This window comes from Roseburia sp. 1XD42-69 (assembly GCF_003612565.1).
Lineage (GTDB): Bacteria > Bacillota > Clostridia > Lachnospirales > Lachnospiraceae > Roseburia_B.
The window spans coordinates 1-620 of sequence record NZ_RAZG01000263.1 but is presented as its reverse complement, the minus strand read 5'-3'; the positions used below and the strand labels follow the sequence as shown (position 1 = coordinate 620).

At 42.7% G+C, this 620-nt stretch carries 1 pseudogene; it reads right to left on the bottom strand.

The annotated features are described in order from the left end of the window. Positions 1–620 (bottom strand): annotated as a pseudogene (locus D7Y06_RS26380) (hypothetical protein); the annotation flags it as partial.

Sequence of the window (620 nt, the reverse complement as noted above, 5' to 3'; positions counted from 1 at the left end):
TTTACATTCGCCATTGCGTCATTGGAATAAGCGTTGATGTTTTCAATCAGACGGTCAAAATTATCTGCAAGGGCAAGGATGATGTCATTTATCTCATCGGAAAGGGCATCTTCCAAATCGTCAAACATATCCTTGGTATCAGAGATATATTTTTCATACTGTGCTTCCTGCAAGCTCTTTTCCGCTTCTTTTAAGTCCACCTCAAGTTTCTGTATCTTAGCCCGTGTTTCTTCTGACATGTCCCCGGAATAGGCGGCAAGCTGTTTTCGGATGTCTACGATATCTTTTGTCTTTTCCGCAATAGACTGCTGGTAGTCATATGCGTTCTTTTCTGCGTCCAAGAGTTCTTCGTATTCGTTTATCAATTCCCGGATTTTATTTAACAGGGAATCATACGCCTGTTTGTATAAATCTATGACGGCATACTTTTCCTCCTGTGCGCCGGAAATGCAGTCCTGATATGCCTTTACCAGTTCCCGTTTCCGTTCCACAAGTTTTGTGTCATATGGATTATCTGCAATTTCCTTGTTAAGATTTTGGATTTCCCTTGCATAGTCAGCGGCAAGCACACGGTTTGTCTCATAACCGGATATGTGGAGGGTGGCAGCGGATTTCCCGTT